The organism is Stieleria maiorica, assembly GCF_008035925.1.
Classification (GTDB): Bacteria; Planctomycetota; Planctomycetia; order Pirellulales; family Pirellulaceae; genus Stieleria; species Stieleria maiorica.
On record NZ_CP036264.1, the window covers coordinates 983,616 to 1,008,190 of the forward strand.

The 24,575-nt window shown below is 60.4% G+C and carries 15 protein-coding genes; 4 read left to right on the forward strand and 11 right to left on the reverse strand.

What is annotated here, in order from left to right:
• Positions 1-186: 186 nt before the first annotated feature.
• Together Mal15_RS03095 and Mal15_RS03100 are read right to left on the reverse strand one after the other, a co-directional pair.
• On the reverse strand, positions 187-372 hold the full coding sequence (locus tag Mal15_RS03095) for a hypothetical protein (protein ID WP_147866419.1): 186 nt from the start codon (positions 370-372) through the stop codon (positions 187-189).
• Positions 373-860: 488 nt separating this feature from the next.
• Complete coding sequence (locus Mal15_RS03100) at positions 861-2,465, reverse strand: sulfatase (protein ID WP_147866420.1); 1,605 nt, start codon at positions 2,463-2,465, stop codon at positions 861-863.
• Between the two features lie 476 nt (positions 2,466-2,941).
• On the opposite strand from Mal15_RS03100, the gene Mal15_RS03105 reads away from it, so the two are divergent.
• On the forward strand, positions 2,942-4,465 hold the full coding sequence (locus tag Mal15_RS03105) for a sulfatase family protein (protein WP_261344632.1): 1,524 nt from the start codon (positions 2,942-2,944) through the stop codon (positions 4,463-4,465).
• 249 nt (positions 4,466-4,714) lie between these two features.
• Here Mal15_RS03105 and rtcA read toward each other — a convergent pair whose 3' ends face one another.
• Together rtcA and Mal15_RS03115 are read right to left on the reverse strand one after the other, a co-directional pair.
• Positions 4,715-5,770, reverse strand: coding sequence for an RNA 3'-terminal phosphate cyclase (gene rtcA, locus Mal15_RS03110; protein ID WP_147866422.1), 1,056 nt, complete (start codon positions 5,768-5,770; stop codon positions 4,715-4,717).
• A gap of 626 nt (positions 5,771-6,396) precedes the next feature.
• The gene (locus tag Mal15_RS03115; RefSeq protein WP_233903251.1) at positions 6,397-7,899 is read right to left on the reverse strand and encodes an RtcB family protein; all 1,503 of its coding nucleotides are present in this window, start codon (positions 7,897-7,899) and stop codon (positions 6,397-6,399) included.
• A 190-nt stretch (positions 7,900-8,089) separates the two neighbouring features.
• On the opposite strand from Mal15_RS03115, the gene rtcR reads away from it, so the two are divergent.
• On the forward strand, positions 8,090-9,730 hold the full coding sequence (rtcR, locus tag Mal15_RS03120; RefSeq protein ID WP_147866423.1) for an RNA repair transcriptional activator RtcR: 1,641 nt from the start codon (positions 8,090-8,092) through the stop codon (positions 9,728-9,730).
• Positions 9,731-10,095: 365 nt separating this feature from the next.
• Here the strand turns inward: rtcR and Mal15_RS03125 are convergent, their stop codons facing one another.
• The 3 genes from Mal15_RS03125 to Mal15_RS03135 form a co-directional block, all read right to left on the reverse strand.
• Entirely contained in the window at positions 10,096-14,418 is a 4,323-nt protein-coding gene (locus tag Mal15_RS03125; protein ID WP_449336650.1) for a PVC-type heme-binding CxxCH protein, read from the reverse strand.
• Positions 14,419-14,998: 580 nt separating this feature from the next.
• On the reverse strand, positions 14,999-16,228 hold the full coding sequence (locus Mal15_RS03130) for a RimK family alpha-L-glutamate ligase (RefSeq protein ID WP_147866425.1): 1,230 nt from the start codon (positions 16,226-16,228) through the stop codon (positions 14,999-15,001).
• Between the two features lie 49 nt (positions 16,229-16,277).
• Positions 16,278-17,366, reverse strand: a complete 1,089-nt coding sequence (locus tag Mal15_RS03135; RefSeq protein ID WP_147866426.1) for a succinylglutamate desuccinylase/aspartoacylase family protein — start codon at positions 17,364-17,366, stop codon at positions 16,278-16,280.
• 169 nt (positions 17,367-17,535) lie between these two features.
• Between Mal15_RS03135 and Mal15_RS03140 the strand changes: the two genes are divergently transcribed.
• Positions 17,536-18,399: a serine/threonine-protein kinase gene (locus Mal15_RS03140; RefSeq protein ID WP_147866427.1), complete on the forward strand. Its 864-nt coding sequence runs from the start codon at positions 17,536-17,538 to the stop codon at positions 18,397-18,399.
• Positions 18,400-19,215, forward strand: coding sequence for a PP2C family protein-serine/threonine phosphatase (locus Mal15_RS03145; protein WP_147866428.1), 816 nt, complete (start codon positions 18,400-18,402; stop codon positions 19,213-19,215).
• A gap of 110 nt (positions 19,216-19,325) precedes the next feature.
• On the opposite strand, the gene mgtE is transcribed toward Mal15_RS03145, so the two are convergent.
• The 4 genes from mgtE to Mal15_RS03165 all read right to left on the reverse strand — a co-directional run bounded on the left by mgtE (position 19,326) and on the right by Mal15_RS03165 (position 24,535).
• Entirely contained in the window at positions 19,326-20,753 is a 1,428-nt protein-coding gene (mgtE, locus tag Mal15_RS03150; protein WP_390623487.1) for a magnesium transporter, read from the reverse strand.
• Between the two features lie 448 nt (positions 20,754-21,201).
• Complete coding sequence (gene corA / locus Mal15_RS03155; protein ID WP_233903252.1) at positions 21,202-22,284, reverse strand: magnesium/cobalt transporter CorA; 1,083 nt, start codon at positions 22,282-22,284, stop codon at positions 21,202-21,204.
• Between the two features lie 56 nt (positions 22,285-22,340).
• Positions 22,341-23,471 (reverse strand): transporter substrate-binding domain-containing protein, encoded by a 1,131-nt coding sequence (locus Mal15_RS03160; protein ID WP_147866430.1) that lies wholly within the window; start codon positions 23,469-23,471, stop codon positions 22,341-22,343.
• Complete coding sequence (locus tag Mal15_RS03165) at positions 23,468-24,535, reverse strand: transporter substrate-binding domain-containing protein (protein WP_167546615.1); 1,068 nt, start codon at positions 24,533-24,535, stop codon at positions 23,468-23,470. Before Mal15_RS03165 ends, Mal15_RS03160 begins: the two co-directional genes overlap by 4 nt.
• Between the last annotated feature and the right edge of the window lie 40 nt (positions 24,536-24,575).

Consider the following 24,575-nt stretch of genomic DNA (forward strand, 5'->3'; position numbering starts at 1 on the left):
GAATGAAGGGCCAAATGCGAGCATGATTCTAGCGTGATCTGCCCGCTGCGGTGTCGGTGATCATTCAGACCGAGGTGATCATTCAGACCGAACAGGGGGACTCAGCGACGTGTCATTCATCGCGATCTGAAAACAGCGAACGTGTTGCCGGATGCGAATCCGATCAGCGATCACCACCACGGCCGGCTAGTCTTCATCCTCGACGACCTCCAACTGATCGAGCGCGTCGTTGGCGTCTTCAAAGCTGTGGTAGGGGCCGGGGTCGACCAACGCACCGCCCTGGGCCGCCGCGGCGTCTTCGGCCGATTGGCCCGGTAGCAAGTCGATCACTTCGAATCCGGCTTCGATTTCGATGATTGCATAGTTAGCCATGACGTTTCCTCCCTCTGAGTTTCGGATCGTTCTGACAAACTTCGCACCGGGGCGGCGCGCGTGTTGGTGTCTCGCCTTGAGGGACCGCCCAGCTTAGGGCGATGCTTTTCTCGCACGTACGATGGCCCTTCCGGGCCGTCGCCCGTGGGGCTAAACGCGACACCCCTGGAAAGGACATCGTAGGTCGTCCACCAACCGTTTCTCCATCCCGTTTTACCAATTTCTGTGCAGCCATCAAATCGAGCAATTGCTGTGCCAACCGGTCGGGATTTGACTTTGCGACGCGGGCGAAAGAAACTACCGCCTCCAGTGGTGGGTCACAGGGTCGATCCACACATCCTGCGCCGATGACAACGGTCAGCTAATTGTCAAGATTTCCTGTCCGCAAGGAGAAACACTCATCATGCTGGGTCGGTGAGCATCGAAGTCAGCAAGCTGCCGAGTCGCCCATTGCCGGATCTGTGCTGTGGCGGAGCCCGCAGAATGATTCATCGTCGTTGGATTCGATTGGTCACAAAGGGATACTCGGCGGAATTGTAATCTGGATTGGGTTCCATCCCATTTGCACCGACCTGCTTCCTCCACGCGTGCAGTTTGTTCCTGAGTTTCTTGGCTTTCGCCGGCTGTTGTTTGGCCAGATCGTGTTGCTCGCCGATGTCTTGCGCGAGATTGAATAACTGAACCGTGTTGTTCTCAAAGTATTCCAGCAGTTTAAAGTCACCCTGACGAATGGCTCCTCCGGGGCTTTGCATCCCATGATTGCTGTAATGTGGAAAGTGCCAGTAGAGTGCATCACGCTCGAGTGAACCTCCCTGCAGCGCCGGCACCAGACTGACGCCGTCCGTTGTCTGTTCGGATCGCGGAGGTAGATCGGCCATTTGCAGAATGGTCGGATAGAAATCGTTGCTGATGATCGGCTCGCCACAGACAACACCCGCCTCGGCCTTTCCGGGCCACTTGATGATCGCGGGGACACGGATACCGCCTTCATAGAGCCACCCTTTCGCACCACGCAGCGGGAGATTGGCGGTGGAGTAAACGGTGTCCAGTTTGTCAGGACTGGCCTGTCTTAGAGGATTTCCGACATTCATGCCCGCCATGCCTCCGTTGTCGGAGGTGAAGATGACGATTGTGTTTTCATCCAGACCGAGTTCTTCGAGCTTGTTGAGGACACGACCGAGACTTTCGTCCATCGCTTCCACCATCGCCGCGAACTCAACATTATCCTGCCGTTGCTTGATTTTCACGGTACGTTGCGGAAGTACGCGGAAAGGGCTGTGCGACGGTTGCTGGATCAATTCATCCAGTGCTTCGCGAGTCAGCGGTTCCGCGTCGTCAGGGTTCGCTTCGAGAATAAACTGTGTTTCGTCTGTCGCCTGCCGCTCCTCAAGTTTGCGGCGATACTTCTCGACCAGATCACCGCGGCCGTGAATCGGATCGTGGACGGCGAAATGAGACAGGTACAGGAAGAATGGTTGGTCCCGATAATCCTCGATAAATCGGAGCGCTTCATCGGTCAGTCGATCCGTCAGGTAATCGCCCGGTTGGTCGGCGAGTGCGTCGAGTTTGAAAGGGGCGTGATATCCGGCTCGCGGCCAGCCTTTGTACCAGTTCTTCGGGACCTGAACGTCAAAGCCCTGATGCAGCGGCCCGAACTCGTCTTCGCCCAGGTGCCACTTTCCAAAATGCCCGGTCGCATAACCGTGCGACTGCAACGCTTCGGGCAGCGTCACTTGTTCCAGCGGCAACTGCTGAAGATTCGGCGCGTTGGTTAGTTTTTGAAACGGAAAGTCGCGGCGCCCGGGAATCCAGTCCGTTAATCCGATTCGCGCAGGATAGCGACCGGTCATCACGCTGGCGCGCGTCGGCGAACAAACGTGACACGCAGCGTAGGCGTCAGTGAACCGAACGCCTTCGCTGGCCAGCCGATCCGCGCTGGGTGTCTCGTGGAACGAACTGCCGTAGCATCCCAGGTCCGCCCAGCCGAGATCGTCCACGAGAAAGAAAACGACGTTTGGACTGTCGGACACTGCCACTGCAGTCGGCGCGAACGTTGCGGCGACCAGCATTGTCAATTGAATGGTGTTGATCATTGGAAGTTGCTACCTGATTCCTTGCGCGTCCGTTGGCTCGTCGTTTCTACCGGTGTCGTGAATCCGAGACGGAAGGTCGCCACGATGACTTCGTGTCTTGGTTCAACGGAAAAAGGAATTCGCAGTCCAGCCTGGGGTTGGCCCAATTGCCGCTGGGATTTGACTTGGGGGTTGAGAAAGAAGAAACTATTGGCGGGAACCGAGTTCGGTTCCTTGCCGCCAGCGGATCACCATGCGGTTTGCCGACCGCGATCCTCTGGTTTTTTTGTGCGCGACGAACTCGTCTTACACGGCGGCGCGTGAAATCGGTACGAACGCCCAGTGACATAATAAAGTCAGCACCCACATTGCAACAAATCAAATTTAAGATGGTCCAATTTCTCGCCTCGACGCCGGGCATTTGCCGCCCATCATTCCCGCTTCATTCGCTCCACAAAATAGCCACGCTCGCGTTTTCGGCAGTTGTCGGCGTGTTCGTGCATGTCCCGTTTTTTTCCGTCGCAAAGGCCGATTCGGCCACTCGTCCAAACATCATTTTCATCTTGGCCGATGATCAGGGTTTTGGCGATGTCGGGGCGCTGAATCCGGACTCCAAAATCCCTACGCCGAATATCGATCGGATCGCCAACGAAGGCATGATCTTTGGCGACGCCCACACGTCGTCTTCGGTTTGCACGCCGACGCGGTACAGTGTGCTGACCGGTCGCTACCACTGGCGGACCCACTTGCAGAAGGGGGTGCTGGGCGGATTCTCCAAGCCGCTGATTTCGCAGGGCCGATTGACGATCGCATCGCTGCTGAAACGCCAAGGCTACACCACCGCCGGGATCGGCAAATGGCACCTGGGTTGGGATTGGCCGCTTAAAGGCGGCGGCGCTGCGGACGACGGTGGCGATTTCTCCAAGCCGTATGCGAAGGGCTGGGATGTCGATTACGAAGGCGAGATTCAAAACGGGCCCAACGATCTGGGGTTTGATTATTTCTTCGGCATCAGCGCCTCGCTGGACATGCCCCCCTATGTCTTCGTTCGCAACCGCGTCCCCACGCAAAAGGCGACGGTCGAAAAGGCGTTTCAACGCAAAGGCCCCGCCGGGGCGGATTTCGAAGCCGTCGACGTGCTGCCGACGATCACCGAGGAAACCGTCCGCTTCATCAATGAGCATGCCGATGCCCCCGAACCCTTCTTCATCTACTTTCCGCTCAACGCCCCGCACACGCCGATCGTTCCGACCGAACAGTGGCGGGGAAAGAGCGGCATCAATGTTTATGCCGACTTTACCATGCAAGTCGATGCGACCGTCGGCAAGGTCCTCGATGCACTCGATGCCAACGACATCGTCGACGAAACATTAATCGTCTTCACCACCGACAACGGGTGCTCTCCAGCGGCCAAGATCGGTGAACTCGAAGCCGCCGGGCACGACCAAAACTACATCTACCGTGGACACAAGGCCGACATCTACGAGGGCGGACACCGCGTCCCCTTCGTCGTCCGCTGGCCCGGCAAAGTCAAACCGGGATCACGGACCGAACACCTGGTCGGACAGATCGACTTTCTGGCCACCGCGGCGGAAATCACCGGCGCAACGATTCCCGCCGACGGGGCCGAAGACAGCGTGTCGTTCTTGCCGACGTTGCTGGGGAAAGCCGACCAGTCGGCCCGCAACTCGATCATCTCGCAATCGATCGGCGGGCAGTTCGCGATCCGCGACGGCCAGTGGAAGCTGTGCGTGTGTCCGGGCTCAGGTGGCTGGAGTCGTCCGCGGCCGGGCCGTGACGACATGACCGATCTGCCGCCGATGCAGTTGTACGATTTGGCTAGCGATCCGGGGGAAGAAAAGAATTTGATCGCCCTACATCCCGATCGAGTTGCAGCGATGATGGCGATGCTCCGCAAAGCGATCGACGACGGTCGCACGACGCCCGGCAAGCAACTGGCCAACGATGTCGACGTCGTGATGATCAAGCCACTACCGCCCAAGCCGCGGGCCAAGCGGTAGCGCGTGGTAGGTCGTTGGTGTTGAATTTGCCCACGGATGGCAGCGCGAACCCACGGATGTTAATCAGCCAGGGGTCCGTGGGTTCACGCTGCCATCCGTGGGTTTTTTCTCATGCTGTGTTGAACAAATCGTTCGTTGATTTGGATCCATCGAAAGGCCTGAAGCCTGTTGACCTATGGCTCGCATGAATGGCAGAACGTGTTGATCGCACCTCTCGCTGGGCAACCGTGGGACGCGTCGGGCTTATTGTCACGGTCCGAACTTCACTCGCACGTTGCCGTCGTCTTCTTCGCTGACGTCGATCTGGATCGGCAGGAATCGCTTCAGCACCGCCAGGTGCGTCTGACTGTGCAACGAAAGTGGGCCGGTGCGGAAGACGCTGGTGTGACCTTGCGCGGCAGCCAGCCCCATCGGCATCATCAATTGATCGGCCAGGTATTCGCCGACGGGGACGCGTCGGGCCAGGTGCGCGCGGACCTGTTTGAGTAACGCTCGCGCGATCTGCTCCGCTTTGACGCCAGGCTTGCCGTGGCCGATGAACAGTTCGGTCAGCGACGGTCGCTCGATTTCGATCATCACCACGTTCCCGGGGCCGATCGGGGCGTCGACTTCGATCACATCATAGTCGGCGTTCTGCCAGTCTGATTTGCGACGAATGGTATCGCATTGCCGCTCGGCGATCGTTCGTGGCAATTTGCTAACGATCGCCGTGACCTTGGGCGTGTAGCTCGGTTCACAATCGATCAACTCAAAACTGGTCAAGCAGGCTTGGGGCTGGACGTCCAGTCGGATCTCGCCACCGCCGGCCGGATAGAAGCCGTGTCGGACGAGCGAGGCATCGACCCGCGGCCCCGCTTTGGCCAGTTGTGGCAGGTAGCATCGCTGGAGGAAATCCAATGGCGGAGCCCACGGGTTGTGCGTGCCGCCGGTCAGCGTGACGGTGGACGGTGTGGTGGCAAACGTCAGCGCGGGCAAGACGGTTTGCGCGACCAGCGATGTGCTTCCGGCGGTGCCGACGGCGAATCGATAATCGCCGCCGCAAAGTTCGCCGGGAGTGAACTCCAGCCAAGACGAGCGGAGTGTGTCACCGGTCGTTTCCGCGCCGCTGACTTCGGCGGCAGCGCGAACCGCGGTCAAGTGTTGGCGCATCAGCCCCGGTTGCTTGCGACCGGCGCGGATGTTCTCCAGACGGATGGGCGTTCCGGTGACGGCAGCGAGCGCCAGCGACGAGCGGATGATTTGCCCGCCGCCCTCGCCCTGCGAGCCGTCGATCGTGATGCGTGGTTTGGTTTTTGGTTGAAGCATGGAGATGGGAAAGGGGGGTGGATGCCAGCACGACGCGTCAGCGAGTGGCGGGTTTTGGTGTTCGGTTCACGCCCGTGTGGTCGGGGCGTGTGGCCGCTCGCTGACGCTTCCCGCTGGCATGGGATGCCAGCACGAGGCGTAAGCGAGTGGCGGGTTTTGGTGTTCGGTCTACGCCCGTGTGTTCGGGGCGTGTGGCCGCTCGCTGACCGACCTGTTGATCTAATCAGCCGTTTGGCGCGAGCGTACGGGCGATAGTGCATTTTCTTGGTATTGGAGGCCCGTACGCTTGCGCGAAACGGCTGATCCCACGTGTGATCGAATTAAATCAACAGGCCGTGACGCTTCCCGCTGGCATGGAATGCCAGCACGAGGCGTAAGCGAGTGGCGGGTTTTGGTGTTCGGTCTACGCCCGTGTAGTCGGGGCATGTGGCCGCTCGCTGACCGACCTGTTGATCTAATCAGCCGTTTGGCGCGAGCCTACGGGCGATAGTGCATTTTCTTGGTATTGGAGGCCCGTACGCTTGCGCGAAACGGCTGATCCCACGTGTGATCGAATTAAATCAACAGGCCGTGACGCTTCTCGCTGGCATGGAATGCCAGCACGACGCGTTAGCGAGTGGCAGGCGTTAATCGTCTGCCTTGCTGGCGTCCTTGATCACGAACCGGGCTTTCAAACGTGCCACCTCGCTGGCCAAGCCTGCTTTCTTGACACTTGCAAGCACCTCGTTGAAATCCTTGTACGCCGCCGGCGCTTCATCCTTGGGGTAGAAGCGGCAGTTGCTCAGGATATCGTGATCCTCCAGCTCTGAATCGATCGTCGATTGATCCAGCGTTCGCTTGGCCTGCTTGCGTCCCAAAACCCGTCCGGCGCCGTGGTTGACGCTGAAGCACGATTGCTCGGCACCCTCGTCGGCCACCATCACCGCCGATCCGTCGCGAGGGTTGCCCGGCAACAGGATCGGATGCCCGGTGTGGGCAAACGGCGTTCCGACCAGTGCATGGTGACCGCCGGGAAACGCGCGTGTCGCTCCCTTGCGGTGCACCCACGACGGAACGTTGTTGACGATCTCCTTGCGGGCGATGTTGTGGCTGATGAAGTACACCAGATCTCCGGTCGTTCCGGGAATCACTTCCTGGAACGCTTCCAGTACGAGGGCATTGATCAACAAATGGTTCACGGTCGCGAAGTTTGCGCCCAGTGCCATGTCGTCCAAGTAGTGGTTGGCTTCCTCGGATCCCAGCGGTGCATAGACGAGTTGTCGGTCGCCGGCCGGCAAGGGGATGTTCCAGCGGCTGAACTTTTCCTGCAGCGCCTTGAACTGCCCCGAGGCAAGGTTGTGGCCAAACCCTCGGGATCCGCAATGGGACAGGAAGGCAACCTTGCCGTCGCGCAGCCCGAAGGTTTCGGCAACCGACTTGGATCGATCGTCATCGCCGATCTCGACGACTTCGCATTCCCCGAAGTGGTTGCCGCCTCCGTAAGAACCCAGTTGGGTCATCTTGTCGGAAAAGTTGGTCATGTGGCGTTGGTCGGTCAGCCAGTCCAGCCGTGATGCCAGGGCGTCTCGTGTGTCATCGTGACCGACGTGAAACGAGTCTTCGCAGCGATCGGCCCAGTTGCTGGGGATTCCCAGTTGTTCGCAGACCGATTCGCTGGCGCCTTCGATCACCGCTTGCATCCCCAACGTCCGGTTCACGCGTCGCCCGTTGGGCACGCTGCGCTGTCCTTTTCCGGCTCCGGTGGGCGTGCGTTTGCAAATCGCAGCGATCAGCGCGCGGCGGGTCTTTCGGTCCTCGATCACGTCCGCCGGCACGTCTAGTTGCAGCAAGCTCATCGAGCACTTGATGTCCACGCCCACCGGTCCGGGGTAGACGTGCGAGGGGGAAACCATCACGCATCCGACCGGCGCGCCGTAACCGCAGTGGGCGTCGGGGTTGAGCACCACGTCGGTCACGCCCGGTGCGGTCCGCGAATTGATCGCCTGCTGGATGCACAGGTCGTCGAACGTTTCCCGGATCGCCTCGGTTCCGATCACTTTGATCGGCGCGGTCGTTTCGGTCGGCAGGATCGCCGTCGCTTCGCCGGTGGAGATCATCGGAGGGGTCGTTCGGGCGTGCGTCGTCGTCATGAGATTTCCTTTGCGTCGGTGGAATCGTTTGGTCATTGCCCGATGCAACTAAGCGATTGGTGTGCCAATCGTCCGGTCGTAATCGTAAGTCTAGCACTGGGGAAGGCTTAGGGTGGTTCTCTCGAGGTCGGCGGATGTCAAGAGGACAGGGAAGTGTGATCATTTTATCGCGTGTTCTATAATTATTTCTATGATTAAGAAACTTGTTGTGATCGGATTGCTGGGCACGAAGCTGGACCATGTTTCGCGGCGGAAGGACCGTTGGCAGCAGTGGCGGCCGACCGTCGCCGCCTGCCAACAACCCGACCTGCTGGTCGATCGGCTGGAGTTGTTGTTCGATCGGAAAAGCACGTCGCTGGCCGATCGCGTGGCCGCCGACATCGAATCGGTGTCGCCCGAAACCGCCGTCAAGCTTCATTCGCTGGTGATGGAGGACCCCTGGGATTTCGAAGACGTCTACGCGACCCTGTATTCGTTCGCCCGCGATTATCCGTTCGATACCGACCGAGAGGAGTACCTGATCCACATCACGACCGGCAGCCACGTCTCCCAGATCTGTCTGTTCTTGCTGACCGAATCGCGGCACTTCCCCGGCTGTTTGCTCCAGACGTCGCCGTCGGGTCGTCAGCGTGGGCACAGCGATCCGGCCGGGATGCACCGGATCATCGACCTGGATCTGTCCCGTTACGACCAGCTCGCCAAGCGGTTTCAACAGGAGCACCGGGAGAGCCAATCCTTTTTGAAGGCGGGGATCGAAACCCGCGACGATGATTTTAACGCGCTGATCCAGCGCATCGAACAAGTCACGCTTGCCACCACGGCACCCATCTTGTTGACCGGCCCGACCGGCGCGGGAAAAACACAGCTCGCCAAGCGGATTTTCCAGCTCAAGCGGAACCGCGGCTTGGTCGCCGGCGATCTGGTCGAAGTCAACTGCGCGACGATTCGCGGCGACCAAGCGATGTCGACATTGTTCGGGCACAAGAAAGGCGCCTTCACCGGAGCCACCAGCGATCGCCCGGGGTTGTTGAAAGCGGCCGACGGGGGCGTGTTGTTTCTGGATGAAATCGGCGAACTCGGTCTGGACGAACAAGCGATGCTGCTGCGGGCGATCGAAGAAAAACGATTTCTAAGCGTCGGTTCGGACGATGCGACGGCCAGCGACTTTCAATTGATCGCGGGCACGAACCGGGATCTGTTGGCGGAGGTCGCCGCCGGCACGTTCCGAGAGGATCTGCTGACGCGGATCAATCTTTGGACCTTCACGCTTCCCGGACTCGCCGATCGCCGCGACGACATCGATCCCAACTTGGATTTCGAACTCGCCCGGTTTGCCGAATCGGCCGGCCGCAAGGTTTCGATGAATCGGGAGTCGCGAAAGCGGTTCTTGGCCTTCGCCGCCGACCCGTCCACGCCATGGCGGGGAAATTTTCGCGACCTGAATGCCGCTGTGACGCGAATGGCAACGCTGGCAAGCGGCGGTCGAATCGGTATCGATCAGGTCGACGAAGAGATCGCTCGGCTGCGTCGCAATTGGGGCATCGGCCATGACGGTGCCGGCGCACGTGAGGTCGCCGACAGTCACGCCGTGTTGGCGGGAGTATTGCAGCCCGATCAGATCGATGCCATCGACCATTTTGATCGCGTCCAATTGGCCGAAGTGATTCGCGTTTGCCGCCGGTCCAAGTCGCTTTCGGCAGCCGGGCGGTCTCTGTTCCAGGTCTCGCGGTTGGCCAAGCAGCGCCCCAACGATGCCGATCGTTTGAGGAAGTACCTGCAGAAGTTCGGGCTCAATTGGGATGCCGTGTCTGCAGCACGGGGCGCACGCTGACCGGCCTGTTAAATCACGAGCCCGCGGCGCGAGGTAGATTCACTCGCTTGCGTTTCGCGCCGAGTGTTGTCCTGTTGATTCATCGGGAATTATTAAATCAACGGGCCGTGACGTTTCCCGCTGGCGTGGGGACGGGGTCGCGGCGGAGCGCGTCACCAGATCTCATTCATCGGGAAAGCACACGTAATGTGCGTAGCCCAGCTTGCCGGGGGTTTCCGCTTGAAACGACATTCAGGGATTCCAACGGGTTTGCGCTGTTGATCGGATGATCAACGATTTTACTACCGTCCAGTGACGCTCGCAAACCATCCGAAGACAGGTGCGAGCGTGGGAATGCCGTGACAGGCTGGAAGCCGATCACTCGGTTAGTGTTTGGCGTCGGGGGATTCGACGGTGACGGCCATCACGATCGGCGCGGTGCTGTCGGGGCCTTTGACCAATTCGATCGTTTCGATCACGTCGTGCTTCTTGGGGACGACAGCCAGATAGCGAACTTGCTGATTCCCCAAGGCGAACGCGAACTCACTTTCAGGCACATCGACCCGTTGGATGTAGTCGGCAAAATGGACGCCGTTGACCAGTTCATGGTCTTCGGCTTCACCACCGGCGTAGTGCAACCGCACGATCATCGACACCGTCTTGTTGCGGTCGTAGGGGAAACTCCAACCGCCCACACCGCTCAGCAAATGAATCGCCTTGGCGGGGCTGTTGCAGGGCAGCGAAACCGACTTGGGCATCTTGGGCGGCAGTGGGCCGCGTGGGCCGTGCAGTAGGATGATGTTCGGCTTGCTCTTGCCTTGCGGATCGGTTAACAGGAACGGAATGCCATTGTGCGTTTTCGGTTTCCAATCGGAAAACACCATCCGATCCGGACCGTTGTCGGAGTTGCTGAACAGGCCTTTTGTGCTGATGGCGGTGGCGTGGCGGTCCAGCGGCAGCGGGACGAATTGGCCGCGCTGGGTCAGGAACTCCAGCAAGTCAGCCATCGCATCGATCGAAATTGATTTTTCAAAGCCTTCGGGCATGATCGACTTGGTCGACATCCGCAGTTGGTCGATGTCTTCCCGCAGGACGCTCTTCTTCTTGCCTTCGGTATCAACAAGCTCGACGGCCGTCCGTGATTCGGACGCCAGCATCCCAGTCAGCACGATTCCATCGACACTCAGCAGGCTGTATGCCCGGAAGTTCCCTTCCACGTTTCGGCTGGGATCCAGGATATGGGTCAGCAGTTCTTTTTTGGGATGAACCGCCATGCCGGTCAGATTCGGGCCGATCGCGACACCGATGTTTCCGTGGACGTGGCACTTGGAACAGTGCTCTTTGTAGATCGCCTGCCCCTTGTCGGCGTCTCCTTTGCGCTCGGTCGCTGCCAGATAAGTGTCCAACACCTTTTGACGGTCGGCGTCGGGCAACGAACCGCCTTGTTCAAACAGTTTTTGGGCGCGACGGCGGAGTTGTCGGTCGGGGTGGGCGGCCAGCGATTGTTTCTGATCGAGTGCCAGTTCGTCCAGCGAGACGTCGCCCGATTCGGCGGCGTCCAGCAAGGCGGCGGTCGACGCGGGACGTTTCAGCAATTGCGAGAACGTCGCCTTTTTCAACGCCGGTGTCATCGTGGCGAGCCGGTCGACCAGTTCGATCCCGACCTCGTCCCAGCGACTCTTTTCCAATGCGGCGATGATCCCCATCGAGACCGCCGGCGGTGTTTGCGGCGTCACCTCGTCCAGCAAGTCCAACACAATATCCTCGTCCTCTTGCATGAACTCGACCAGTTGTGCCGCGGCGGCGATTCGATCCGCCTCGGCTGCGTCCGAATCACGAACCGTCTCCATCATCCCGTCGGCGATTTCTTTGCCATAGCGTGAGAATCGTTTGCTGCCCCAGCGGCTTGCCATGCGGACCAACACACCTTTGGAACCCGGTGAAACCCGATCGACCAGCTTTTCCAAGTCCGCTTCGGTTTCGTCGCCGAGCGCGACCTGCTGTCCGGGTTTCCAGCCATTGTTGAATCCTTGTAGCACCGCTTCGACAACGGCCGGGTTGGCCGCGTTCAATCCGGCCAGCAATTCGGCCGCGTCGTTGTTCTCCGTGCCACGCGCATGGTGCTCGCTGACGACCGTGATCATTTCGATGGCTTGATCGGACACGTCGCCGATGGTTGCCAGGGACTTCAGGAACGCTGCGCTGTGGTTGGCCGCGGCGCTGGTCAGGGCGTCACGTGTCCAGCGATCGGCCATCAACGCGGGCTTGGTCATCACGGACGACAGCGCCGCTGCGGCTTGGCCTTCGGCCGGCAAATCCGACAGCGCCAGCAATGCGGCGACACGCACATGGGCGTCTCGGTCGGCCAGCAGATTGGCGTCCAAGATGGCCTGGACCGAATCGGCGGATTGGGGCAGCACGGCAACGGCGTTGCGTCGAACGCCGGCCGAGGGATGCTGAAGCGCAGCGACCGCGGACTGGGTGGCGGCTGTATTGCGACCGTCCAGCAAGCCCAGCCCGTGCATCGTCCACAGGGCATGGATCGCGCCGACGTTCAAGCCGATTTCATCGGTCTGCCGATCGGCGACAAGCTCCGTCAACGCTTCGGCGACGTCGGTTTGGCCCCGTTCGACCAGCAAACGCTGCGCGTGTTTTCGCACCAGCATGGTCGGGTGGTTGAGCGCGGCAACCAGTCCCGCGGCGTCGGCTTTGGACAAGTCCGGCACCGGGGCTCCCGAGGATCCGTCCGGGACAACCCGATAGATCCGGCCGTGCTTTTTGTCTCGCAATTCGGTTTCGTACGCCTTGCCTTTGCCGGTCTTAAAACCTTCCGGCGTCGGGTTGTGCTGGACGATGTAGTTGTACCAATCGATCACCCAGACCTGTCCGTCCGGACCGACTTCGGCCATGATCGGCGCGCTCCATTCGTCGTCACTTGCCAGCAGATTGAAGGGGCTGGTCGATTCAAACTCGCTGCCCTGGCTGCGGAGCACAAAGCTGCCGACCAGGTGCCCGGTCGGGCCGTTGACGAACGCGACGCGGTTCCAGTATTCCTGCGGATACTCGCGGGCCGTGTACAGGGCGTGACCCGCACCGGCGGTGTACCCGCCGTGATGGTCGACTTGACGCACCTTGTCGGTGATCGGCTGGAAATCATTCGTGTCGGCGATCGATTGCAGCGTCAGCGACGGCGTCCAACCGCGGACCCGTTCGTAATAACGGTTGGCAATCGGCATGAACACACTGGGGCAACCGTTGGCCGTCGATCCGAAGATCAGGCCTTCTTCGCTGATCCCCAAACCCCAGGTGTTGTTGTTGGTCGATCGGATGAATTCGACCGCGCTGCCGTCGGGCCGCATGCGGAAGAACCCCATGCGGAATCGCTGGGTCTGGTCTCCGGCGACCGGCTGGGAATTGTTGTAACCCTGCATCGCCCAGATCCAGTTGTCCAGGCCGTATTGGAAGTTGCTGACACCGCCGTGAGTGTCGCCGAGCTCCCAACCGGAGATCAGCACCCGACGTTCATCCGCCCGGTCGTCGCCGTCGGTGTCTTTCAGGTACAGCGTTTCGACGGCGTTCTGGACGATCGCCCCGCCGCGATGAAACGCGATGCTGGTCGGAATACTCAAGTCCTCGGCGAACACCGTGAACTTGTCGGCCTTGCCGTCGCCATCGGTGTCCTCGCAAATCCGAATGCGGTCGCGTCCGCTGCCGGGCGGTTGCAGTTCGTTGGGGTAGTCGAGGGTCTCGGCGACCCACAGTCGGCCGCGTTCATCCCAGGCCATGCAGATCGGTTTGCCGCCGAGTTGCGGCTCGGAAACAAACAGCTCGACGTGAAAGCCCTCGGGAACGACCAGATGCTTCATCGCCGCTTCGGGATCGAGCGGTTTTTGCATCAGATTCAGCGGTTTGCCTTGGGTGCCCCACTGGGCCGACGGCGTGTAATTGGGGATCTGGCCGCCGACATCGACGTAATCAAAATCCGGTGCGTCGGCAGGAATCGTTGTCATCTCCGGAACCGGAAACGCTTGGTCGGCAAGGTACGTCCCGGCCGCGGTCGGGTCTTGCTTGGCCGCCCAACGAATCCCACGTTCGACCAGATTGTGAAAACCGGGATTGGTCCAGGTCCGCGAGTCGTGTCCCCATGCGGTATAGAAGACGCGGCCTTGTCCCTCGGTTCGGATCCAAGTCCAAGGCTGGCGGCCTTCCTCGTCGACGCGATACTCCAACACCGTGCGGTTCTTGTCGTTGTGCAAGTGATGCACGTAGGTCTCGTCCCAACTTTGGAATCCGCCGTATCCCTTCATCAGTTCGTGATCCGGCCGGGCAACCTCGGCTCGAAACACGCCGGTGCCGTGTCGCTGGAACTGGGCGCCCATCAAGGCGACGATTTCCGGCGCGTTGCGAAAGCAGTACGACGCGCAGTGCAGCGGAACAAATCCTCCGCCATCACGGACATAATCTAAGATCGCGTCGGCATGTTCCGCAGCGATCTCGTCGATGTTGGCGTACACCGCCAACACGTCGTATTGGTTCAGCTTGGCCGGTGTCAGATCCGAGACCTGGTCGGTGTAGCTCAACTCGATCCCACGCGTTTGCAGCACCGGCTGGAGTTCGTGAAATCGGGCACCGGGTTGATGGGGCCCGTTGTCACCGAGGAACAGGACTTGGATGGGAGCGTCGCAGCGTGCGTTGCCAGCAAAGAGCATGGCACCGGCGGCAACGAGACAAACAAAAGACGTCAAGGTTTTCATGGGATTGCCGGTCAAGCTGCTTGGTCGATTCGCAGTGACGGTGTCGAGTAGCGGGGCGGGAGGGACCGTGGGAGTCCATCTAGTGTAGGCTTCGCCGCCGTCGAGGGTATGTGATATCGCGCAATGATTCTGCGATATTTCACGCCAGGTCGGGAGCGGGTCCCCAAGGCGGACATGAATCAGCCCATCGTCTCGTTCCTAGGCTGTCTCGTTCCAAGGCTCCGCCTTGGGACGCGCTGCAGGTGTGGCTCCTGCCACACACACTGCCTGCAACCTTTCGTTCACAAACTGAGCCGTAGGCGCTAGCCTCGGGCCTCACAAGTCTCGAAGGGCAATCCAAGGCCCGCGGCTAGCGCCGTCGGCTCATTAAGTCGATGGCATTGGGCGCCCGCCTACGGGCCTTCAATGGATGTTGGGGCCCGAATGCTTGCGCGAATCGGCTGATGTCACGCGTGTTTCATCGCCCGACGGCTGTTATGAGTCGACTGTCCATCACGGGACGATTTCGCTCGAATTCCGAACCACTGCAGACCGCTCAGGACTCGGTCGCATCGGGATCGCTGGTCAGCGCTTCGTGGGCGACGGGCAGATCGGGCAGGTGCCGCACCTTGGGCTTGCGAATTCGGCGGGTCTTTTTGGGAATCAGGCCTCGCATCAGTTCCAGTTTTCCGAAGCACAGCAGCCGATCGCCAGCCATCAGCACACGGTCGGCTCTGGGATTGGGGATGACGGATGCACCGCGGTAGAGCGTCAGTGCGTTGATGTCTTTTTCTCTCAGCCCGGATGCCTGGATGGTTTTGTCGATGAATTCGGATCCTTCGGGGACATGGATCTCGGCCACGCCGTAACCGCGACTGACGGTCAGGCGCTGCCGCAAATCGATTTCGGGGAAATCGACTTGGGCGGCGATGTAGTCGATGATGGAACCGGCGATGTCCAGTTGCAGGCAGTGTTCGATGCCCTCCAGTCCGGGCGACGAGTTGACTTCCATGATCTGGGGGCCGTCCTTGCCTTCCAGCATGTCGACGCCGGCGACGCGCAAGCCCATGATTTGAGTGGTTCGGATGGCGGCTTCGCGATAGTCGTCGGGCAGATCGACCGGTTCGGTGACACCGCCGCGGTGCACGTTGCTGCGAAACTCTTGGCCTTGGGCGACCCGCCGCATGGCGCCGACGACTTGGTCTCCGACCACAAAGGCGCGGATGTCTTTGCCTTTGCTCTCGGCGACAAACTTTTGGATCAGCACGTTTTGTTTTTGGCTTTGCAGCAACTCGACGATCGCTTCGGCGGCCTTGACCGATTCGGCCAGCAGCACGCCGATGCCCTGTGTCCCCTCCAACAGCTTGATGATGACCGGAGCCCCGCCGACCCGTTCGATCGCCGGCAACACGTCGCGTTTGTCGCGTACGAAGGTGGTTTCGGGGATGCCGATCTGGTGGCGGCTGAGGATTTGCAGGCTACGGAGTTTGTCGCGGGAGTTGGAAATCCCGGCCGAGGAGTTGGTGGTGAAGATGTCCATCTGTTCGAACTGCCGCACGACGGCGGTGCCGAACTGGGTGATGGAGGCACCGATGCGTGGCAGCACGGCGTCGTAATGCGACAGGTGTTTGCCGCGAAAGAACAGATCGGGTTCGGCCGGCTTCAGGTCGATGGCGAATTTCAACGTGTCCAGGACCTTCACCTTGTGGCCGCGTTGGATGGCGGCTTCGCGCAACCGGCGGGTGCTGTAGCAGCGAATACTTCGCGAGAGGATTCCGAGTTTCATGGCGACACCGTATTGGCGATTCGATCAAAGGGACAAGGTGAACGGTAATTCAATTCGGGTCGACGATTTGGATGTTCGTCGACAGGTGTTCTTGGGCGGTTCGTTGAACGTCGTCGGCCTGGGAATGTTTTTCCACGCGGCGGGCGCTTTTTGCGCCGGCCAGCCGTCCCAGGTGGACGACGGGCTCGCCGGGTTGGACGGCCGGCAGGGTCGACATCCCGATCACGATCCCGTCAAACGGGGCCAGGAGTTGGTTTTGGTCTTGATGGACCAGCGTGCTGTTGGTGGCGATCGGCTGGCCGGCGGCGACGGTGCTGCCCGGCGAGACGTGCATGTCCATGAACCCGCCGCGTTCGGCGCGGACCCACTTGGTTTGCTTGATTTTGACTTGGCCGGCCGGGATTTCCGGGTCGCCGTCCATCATGTCCAATTCTTTCAGCACATTCAGAACGCCGCGTTTCATGCAGTCGACGATCGACGGTTCGACCTTCCAGACTTCGCCGCCTTCGACCACGATCGTCGGGCAGCCCGACAGCGTGGCTTCGCGGCGAAACGATCCCTTGGGGCCTTTGCCGTCCAGGATCACGCCGGCGCCGAAGGCTTCGGCCAGCCGCATGCACTGGGCGTTGCGAAAGTCGGCTCGGACGTTCGGGTAATTGGTCCGCCGCACCGCCGCGGTGTGCAGGTCGATCCCAAAATCGCTGCGGCGGACGATGGCATCAAAGATCACCTTAGCCATCCGCGTGGCCATGCTTCCGCTGGCGTTGCCGGGAAAGCATCGATTCAGGTCCCGGCGGTCGGGCAGGTAGCGCGAGTGACGCTCGAACCCCAGCACGTTCAGGACCGGGATCAAGACGACCGTGCCCGCGGTCAGTTGCAACTCGCCGTCGGCGATCAGCGACCGGATGGCGCCGGTCCCGTTGATCTCATCCCCGTGCAAGGCCCCGGAAACGAACACGGTCGGCCCGTCGCGGTGTCCGCGGATCACCCGCACGGCGATGCCGATATCGCGGCTGCTGTAACTTTCGGTGATCAATAGTTCCGAGTTGACCGATTCACCGGGCGCGATGGACTTGCCGAACCAAGCTTGGCTTGCAGAATGGGATTGACTTGAAGAATGGGATGGATCTGAAACCATGGGGTGAACGATCGCAAAGCGCGCGGCTTTTAGTGAGTGTCGGACAATTCCTCTTCTATTATATGGCAGACGATGCGCTCGTTGCAGCGGGCAAGCGTTCCGATTGGGGCGGCGGAACGCCGGCCGATCAGGTACGATCTGTTGATCATTGGGTGTTGACTGGTAACGCATGGCAAAACAATCTGACTATCCGATCTCCCGCGATGCCCGACTTGCCCGCGATGCGCCACGGCTTCGCGTGGGCAGCCGTCTGGGAAAATACCGGCTCAACCGACGGATCGGACAAGGCGGTTTTGCCGACGTCTACGCCGCGACCGACACGTTGTTGTCGACCAAGGTGGCGCTGAAAATCCCCAATTCAAGGTGGGTCACGCCGGAGCTGATCGATGAATTTCGACGGGAAGTCAAGCTGACGATCGAGCTGGATCATCCCAACATCCTGCCGATTCGCGACGCCCGGTTCATCGAAGGCCACTTTGTGATCGTGTCGCCGTTGGCCAAACGAACCCTCAATGACCGGTTGACCAAGCGAATCCGGTTCGAGCTCGGGTTTGAGTTGATGTCGCAGTTGCTCGAAGCGGTTTCGTACGCCCACGCGATGGGGGTGATTCACTGTGACATCAAGCCCGAGAACATTCTGCTGTTCGACGACGACTGGTTGCGGCTGGCGGACTTCGGCATTGCCAAGGTGGCCCAGCAAACGATCAACGGTTCGGGGACCGGGACGCTCGGTTACATGCCTCCGGAGCAGGCGATGGGCAAGCCGTCGGCCCGCAGCGACGTGTTTTCGCTCGGTTTGATCGCCTACCGATTGTTCTCGGGAAAGTGGCCGGAGTATCCCTTCGATTGGCCGTTTCCCGGTGCGGCGACGATCCGCAAACGGGTGCATCCGGAACTGATCGGCATCATACGAAAATCGGTCGCCGTTAAACCGCGCGAGCGCTATGCCGATGCCAGTAAGATGGCCGCGGAGTGGGAGAAGTCGCGGACCAAGGCGATTCGACACGTCCTTCGCAAACGAAAATCTAATTAAATGTCGAGCGAGCATCGCGTTTCCACATCGACGCCCCAGTCGCAGCTCTATCTGGAATGTGAGATGGAGCAGCCGGAGGTTCTCGACCAGGTCCAGGGCCAGGTGTTGGTGCTGGCCCGCACCTGTCCGGGCAAGCAAGATCCCAACGATGACAGCGCCGCGGTGATCCGCACCTTTGACGACGCCCTGGTCTTGGCCGTCGCCGATGGCGTCGGCGGGTCTCCGTCGGGGCACCGGGCATCCGCCATCGCCATGCAATGTCTGGCCGAAAGTTTGCAGTCACAGACCGAAAGCGGCGATCTGCGGCCGTTGATCTTGGACGGGATCGAGAAAGCCAACACCCGCGTGCTGGAGCTGGGGATCGGAGCCGGGACGACGATCTCGGTGGTCGAGGTGCAGAACCGGGTCGCGCGGGGGTACCAGGTCGGCGATTCGATGGCCTTGGTTGTCGGTCAACGCGGCGTGATCAAGTGGAAATCGACCTCGCATTCGCCGGTCGGCTACGCCGTCGAATCGGGGATGATGGGCGAGGAGGAAGCGATGTATCACGACGATCGGCACTTCGTTTCGAATCTGGTGGGGTCCAAAAGCATGCACATCGAAATCGGTCCGGCGGTCACGTTGGCCAAGCGTGACACGATCGTCTTGGCCAGCGACGGGCTGTTCGACAACTTGCATCTGGACGAGGTCTGTTCCTTGGCCCGCGTCGGCCCGCCGATCAAACGCATGCGCCGGCTGGTCGATCAGGCGACCGAGCGGATGCACACCGAATTGGGCAAGCCAGATGACTTAAGCATCGTGTTGCTCGCGCCTTGAGGCTGGTTGCACCGTAGCGGAATTCGCCAAGAATTTCGCCTTGGCGGCGAAGCCGCCCCGGGGCTCCGAAAGCCTTGGCGGCTTCCGCTACGGCTGTCCCAGCCGTCGGCTCAAACGACCAGTCTCGACAGCAGCAACGTCGCCAACCCCAAGACGAAGAAGAAACCGCACATGTCGGTCACCGTGGTCAACAGCGGGCCGCTGGCCACGGCGGGGTCAAACCCGAATCGTTTGAGCACCAAAGGGACGACGCCACCGATCGAAACAGCGACCAACGTGTTGGCGAACAAGGCGACGCCGACGACCAGTCCCAAGTAGCCGTTGCCGTCGAAAATCACCGCGCAGATGGCGACCAGAAACCCCAGGACCGCGCCGTTGATCAGCCCCACGGTGACTTCCTTCCACCAAACGCGGAAGACTTCCGAGGGCCGCACCAGCCCGAGCGAAAGTTCACGCATGCTGACCGCGACCGCCTGGTTGCCGCTACAGCCGCTCATGTCGCTGATGATCGGCAGAAACACGGCCAGCGCGATCACCGCCTGCAACGTTTCTTGAAAGTAGGCGATCACTGCCGCGGCACCGATGTTCAGCAGGATGTTGATACTCAACCAGCTCAACCGTCGGCGGGCACGAAGCCACAGCGGCATCGAACGCAATTCCTCCCCACCGACGATCCCCTGGCTTTTCAGGTAGTCGCTCTCGGCCGCACGCGTTTCTTCGTAATTGACCGCTTCGCGGTGCAGGATTCCCTTCAGTCGTCCGTCTCGGTCCACCACCGGGACGCCCAGGAAGTGGTGGGCATCGAACAATTCGATCAGATCATCCAGCGGCGTCGTGTCGAGTACCGAGATCGGCTCGGTGATCATCAGCTCGGACAGCTTGGAACCGCGCCGGACGAACAGCAGGTTTTGCATCGGCAGCACGCCGACCAGGGCATCGTCATGGTCGCACACGTAGGCGTAGCGGACGTCGAAATCGCTGTAGATGTCGGCGTTCTTGTTCAGCTCCGCGATCACATCGGCGACGGTCATGTCGGGTGTGAAGCGGAGCATTTCCAAGACCATCATCCCGCCGGCGACGTCGTCGTCGTAGGACGCCAGTTGGCGAGCGGCGTCGGCTTCGACGACCGGCAGCACGTTCAGAATGGCCGCCGCCTGCTGGTCGCTCAAATCGCCCAGGACGTCGGCCTGTTCGTCGCTGGGCAATTCCTGGACGATCGCCGCGGCGGTGTCCGGTTCCAGTGATGCGATCGCATCGGCCGCCTGGACTTCCGGCAGGGCCGCGATCAAATCCGCGGCGTCTTCGGCATCGAGTTTCTCCAGGACCTGGACGCGGTGGTTTTCGTCCAACCGACTCAGCGCCAACGCCTGATCGGTCGTCGTCAGTTCCGAAAGGAACTCTTCCAAACTCTCCGGATCGCCCAGTTCGGCCAGGCGGGTCAGTTCTTCCCAGGGACGATCGGAAACGGCTACATCGCCGGCTTGCGAATCGAATCCATCGTTCGCTTCGATCGTGTCCGGTTCGTTTGGTGTCTTCACGGTGCCAGCCTTTCGTTTGAATCGGTCGAGGGGGCTGTCAGTCTGACGCGGATTCGTGGGCTGGCAAGCCGCGTTGGCCGCCCAGAGGGAAGAATCCGAGCGGCGGTCCGGGAGGGCTGCCGTCGATCGCGACTCGTTCCCGGACCGCTCAAAATCTGGATTTCGCGGTGGTTCAGAATTCAAGCGGAATGATTCCGCGATGGTTGGTCGACTCACAGCCGCCTTCGGGCGACGAAACACGAGTGACATCAGCCGATTCGCGCAAGCGTTCGGGCCCCAGCGTCGATGGAGGCCCGTCGATGGAGGCCCGTCGACGGAGGCCCGTCGACGGAGGCCCGTAGGCTGGCGCCAAACGGCTGATCCCAAGAGGGTTTCGCGGAATCGAAAACGCCAAAACCCTACGAACGGACGGCCGGGAAGGGCGGTCGTACATCGCGGGGATCCTGCGTCAGCCGCGGCCGATCCAGCCCTTGCGCCAAAAGAAGATCAACATGCCGACGCAGGTGAGGGACATCACCAGCCACAGCAAGGGATAGGAGTATTGGTAGTGCAGTTCGGGCATGTGTTCGAAGTTCATCCCGTAGATGCCGGCCATGAACGTCAACGGAATGAACAAGCTGGCCATGATGGTCAGCACCTTCATCACGTCGTTGGTTCGGTTGGCGACCGACGACAGGTAGGTGTTCATCAATCCGGTTGCCATCTCACGATACATTTCGGCGACCTCCGATGTTTGGATGCAGTGGTCGTGGGTGTCACGCAGGTACAAACGCACGTCTTCGCCGATCAGCGAATAATCACCACGGACGAGCGAGTTGACCGCTTCACGTTGCGGCCAGACGGCGCGGCGGAGATTGATCAGCTGGTTCTTGAGTGTGTTCAGCTCGGCCAGGACCTCCGGCGACGGATTGCGAATCACCTCGTCCTCCATCGCTTCCAAATCGTTGCCGACCCCCTCCAGCACCGGATAGTACCCGTCCACGATGGTGTCGGCGATCGCGTAGGCCAGGTAGTCGGCCCCGCGTTTTCGAATGATGCCCTTGCCGCTTTTGATTCGTTTCCGGACCGGATCCAGGATGTCACCGTAGCGTTCTTGGAACGTGATCACGTAGTTTTTCGCCAGGACGATGCTGACCTGTTCCATGTCGACGCGATAGCGGGACTGTTCCTCGGGGTCTTTCAAACGCACCATTCGAACGACGATCAACAGCTGGTCGTCATACAGTTCGGTCTTGGGACGCTGGGGGACATTGACGACATCTTCCAACAGCAGCGGGTGCAGCGAGAAGATCGATCCGATCTTGTTCATCACCGATCGATCGCCGAATCCTTGCACGTCGATCCAACCGACCGTCTCCGCTTTCAGGATTTCGGGCAATTGATCCAGGTCTTCGATCAGGTGGTCATCCACGCTTTGGGGATTGTAGAAAATGCCTCTGACCACCGGTCGCGGCGATTGCTTGGAGATCACCAGGGTGCCGGGCCGGGCGCCGACGCGGGTGTATTGTTTCTTGAAGATGCCGGGACTCATGGACCCCTTCCTGATGTTGAATGTCGATGACCACGAACAAGACCATCGTCGTCGCGTTACTGGTCGCTGCCCAGATAGCTCTGCACGGTGTCTTCCCAGTCGGACGAGGATGTCTGGTGGAGTAGACTTCGATTGATCGGTTCACGCAATGGACTGTCGCTGGGAAGGGCAAACGCGTAACTCTGACGCTCAAACGTGACCGGCAGCACGTAGAGATTGCTCGAATCGGCTTGGAAGACCAGGTGTCGAAGGATCGGTGCGTCGTAGACGACCGCATCGATGCGCCCCTGGTCCAAATTCTCGAGCGCCGCTTCGACGGTCTGGTACGACCGGAAACGGATATGGTGTGAACGCAAATAGTCCGCCGAGGTCGACCCGGCGACCGTGGCGACTTTGACGCGCGACAGATCGCCCGGTCCGGCCACCCGCGAGCGGAGCTGATCGACCGTCAACACCGAAGTGACCGCCGCGGTGAAGCTGGCGATGATGAACAGACCGGCAAACATCCAGATCAATCCGATCAGCCGACCCGGTACGGTTCGCGGGACCTTGTCGCCATAGCCCACCGTCGTCAGCGTCACCGCCGCCCACCACAACCCGGCACCGATCCCCCGCACGACCCCGTACTGAAAGTCACCGCCGCGGTGTTTTCGTTCAAAGAAATAGACCGCGACCGCACTGATCAACATCGCGAACATCAATCCGGCGAGGATCCGCAGGAACGTGGGCGAGAGGACCGCCTCGATGATCCCCGGCCATGCCGGTCTGCGTTGCGTGCTGCCGAGTGCGATGCCCAGCCCGGAATGGAAGAACGCGTGCGTGAAATCCATCCGTTTCTCGCGTTCGGCGTTGACGGTGATGGCGGCCACCGCGATGTCCACCCGGCCGGCTTCCACCGCGTCGAGCATCTCGTCGAGTGATAGCGATTGGTAGCGAAGCTGGATCTGATGCCCGGACTCCACTTCCAAGTCCGACTTGATCTTCTCGATCAGGTCGATGCTGATGCCCTGCCAGCGGCCGTCCGCCTGCTCCATCGCAAACGGTGGGACGCTGCGACTGGCCACCGTCAGCGTGTCGGGGATCTCGATCGCCGGTGGCGGATCGACCGGTTGTGAAAACGCCACCGGCATCGATGTCGGCAGACCGAACATCACCAAGAGCACCGCCGCGACTGGTCGAGCGATCATTGCGATTCTCCCAAGTACCGGTACAACAGATCGCTCCAAGCATCCGTCGCACGATACCGCAACAGTTCCTCGTTGAGTGGTCGCCTCAGTTCGCTGTCGGGTTTCAACGCGATCGCGTATTCTTGTGAGTTGAACGAAACAGGCAGCACCTCAATGCGATCGTTGAATTCCAACAGCGCAAGGTAGTTCATCAACGCGCGGTCATACACCACGGCGTCGGCTTTCCCTTCATCGATCGCCCGCATGGCTTCGTCCGGTGTCGCGTACACTCGAAAAGGAATCCGCCGGCTGCGCAGGTAATCGGCGCTGGTGCTGCCCGACACGGTCACGACGCTGACATGCTGCAGGTCACTCGGGTGAGCGATGCCGATGTCCAATTGCCGAACCGTCAACGCCGACGCGACGACTCCGGTGATCAGGCTGATGACCGCGATACTGGCCAGCATCGCGATCGTCGCCAACACCCGGCCCCAAATGCTGACCGGTGCGATCCCCTTGTGCCCCAACAGCACGATGATCGACCACCACATCCCCGTCGAAACACCTTGGCGTCGGCCCTTGCCGAACAGCGTTTCGTTGCGATCGCGTTCAAACGTCCAGAACAGCCAGCCGCAAAACGCGACCACGCACGCCATGATGATGACGAACAGGATCAAACGGAAACTGAACACTTCACGGATCGACGCCAACACGCTGGCCCGGTGGTGCCGCGAAACGGCGATCCCCAATCCCGTCGCGTAATGGGGATGACAAAACTCCATCTGCCGGTGGCGTTCGGCCGTCACGCTGATCGCCGCCACCCCGGCATCGAGATCGCCACGCTGTAACCCCTGTAAGATCTGCTCAAGCGACAATTCACGGAATTCGTATTGCAGATCCAGTTCACCGCACAGGTTCTTCCACAGCTCGATGCTGATCCCGCTCCAGGTCCCGTCGTTGTTCTTGATCGCAAACGGAGGGCTGTGCTTGGTGCCGACGACGATCGGAGGTGCCGCGGTGTCTTGGAGGTCTGTGTCTTGTGCGGCATCCGGTTCGGCGGGCACTTGCAGCAGGTTGAGAGACATCGTCGACGTAGCTACGCTCGCCAGAGCGTGGAAATCGCCG